This window comes from Microcystis sp. M53602_WE12 (assembly GCF_030065455.1).
Classification (GTDB): domain Bacteria; phylum Cyanobacteriota; class Cyanobacteriia; order Cyanobacteriales; family Microcystaceae; genus Microcystis; species Microcystis aeruginosa.
In genome coordinates this window covers 1-1,537 of the sequence record NZ_JASJFB010000121.1, presented here as the reverse complement: position 1 = coordinate 1,537, position 1,537 = coordinate 1, and the positions used below count along the sequence as shown (strand labels likewise).

Here is a 1,537-nt window from a genome sequence, read left to right as displayed (position 1 = left end):
TGACCAAGAAAATTTAGGCTCTTCGGTTTGTGTTATGCAATGGACGGGGGTTATAAGGGATGGAACCCTTATACAGAAAGGCATTTAGCGATTTTTGTCAATTGTTTTTTATCTAGAGCGAACTAATCAATTAAGTCTCTTGCCAGATAAGGATTTAGTCGATTTATGCCCCCCTATCGAACCATAACAAGTAACGAAGAGCCAAAATTTATAACGCAAGTCAAGGCTATATTAATGGTTCAATTATTTTTGAAAATAATCATCGCTTAGACTTTGTTGAAGTTAAAAATACTGACACAAAACCAAAGATAAAATATCGCTATCATTACATGAACGAAGCTCAAGTTATGATCTTCCGTTATGATAATGCACCCCATCATGTTGAAATTGCCACTTTCCCCCATCATAAACACGAGGTTGATGACATTAAAGAAAGCCTTGAGCCAAGTCTTGAGCAAGTGCTTTTAGAAATCGCAGAAAAACAACGAAATCTAAAACCGTAATTTTCTGTTAGAATTAGCAGTAATCAAACACCACGCTTGCAGGAGCTATGGTTAACCTCACCTATAACAAAAATCGCCCTCTTCCCAGCGCCGAAGAATTGCCCTCTTCCGATGAAACTCCAGTGGACAATCAGTTACAGAATGATCTTCCCAATCTGCTGCTAAATTTATTAGCCTTAATTTGGTCTGGTCGAGATGATTGGTATTTTGGGGTAGATATGGCTGTTTATTATAATCCAGACGAATCAGCTTTTGTCCCCGATGGTTTCTTAGCAGTTGGAGTCAACCATGATACGGGAGAAAGAGGTCGGTTAAGCTATGTTTTGTGGGGGGAAAAATATATCTTGCCGATTTTGTTTTTAGAGGTAATTTCCGAGAAGTATAATGGTGAATATGAGGAGAAATTCTTAAATTACCAAAGCCTGGGGATTCTGTATTATGTAATTTACAATCCTTTCAGTGGCAGAAGAGGAAGATTTAAAAAGCGACAACGATTAGAAGTATATAAATTAATATCAGGAAAATATGAACTTTTAGAAAGTGAGAATAATCGAGTTTGGTTGCCAGAAATTGGCTTGGCACTGGGTTACGAGAAAGGAGAACATATTGCTTGGTATCGGGAATGGTTATACTGGTATGACCAGTCGGGAAATCGCTATCTAACGGCTGAGGAAAGAGCGATGAACGCAGAGGCGATCGCTGATCAAGAACGGCTGGCGAAACAAGAGGCTGAGGCGATCGCTGCTCAAGAACGCTTGGCTAAACAAGAGGCTGAACAAAAAGCCATCCGGCTCGCTGAAAGGCTCAGATTGCTTGGCATTAACCCTGATGAAGTGTAAGGTCTGACTTCTCCAAGGTATCAACAACAACCCGCATCACCAATCATCGAAAATTTTGGGTCTGAAACCCCGTCGTTCTACGACGGCTTTACTGTTAAATATGAGCATCGTTTACGAAATATATGCTAAAATGTGAGACATGGAAAAAGCCTACTCGTTCCGATTTTACCCCACACCCGAACAAGAGTCGCTATT

The 1,537-nt window shown here is 40.1% G+C and carries 3 protein-coding genes; all 3 read left to right on the top strand.

Translation table 11 applies throughout. The features are described 5' to 3' along the window. Positions 1-206 precede the first annotated feature (206 nt). Positions 207-503 (top strand): toxin-antitoxin system TumE family protein, encoded by a 297-nt coding sequence (locus PX482_RS04910; protein ID WP_353852234.1) that lies wholly within the window; start codon positions 207-209, stop codon positions 501-503. A gap of 47 nt (positions 504-550) precedes the next feature. Then, positions 551-1,342, top strand: a complete 792-nt coding sequence (locus PX482_RS04905; protein ID WP_002757096.1) for a Uma2 family endonuclease — start codon at positions 551-553, stop codon at positions 1,340-1,342. 139 nt (positions 1,343-1,481) lie between these two features. Next, a partial coding sequence (locus PX482_RS27630) for a helix-turn-helix domain-containing protein (RefSeq protein ID WP_072024880.1) occupies positions 1,482-1,537 on the top strand: 56 nt, incomplete at its 3' end.

Bases quoted from the DNA above. Each gene is read 5' to 3' on its own strand.
- PX482_RS04905 (WP_002757096.1), top strand. From the start codon at position 551: ATGGTTAACCTCACCTATAACAAAAATCGCCCTCTTCCCAGCGCCGAA.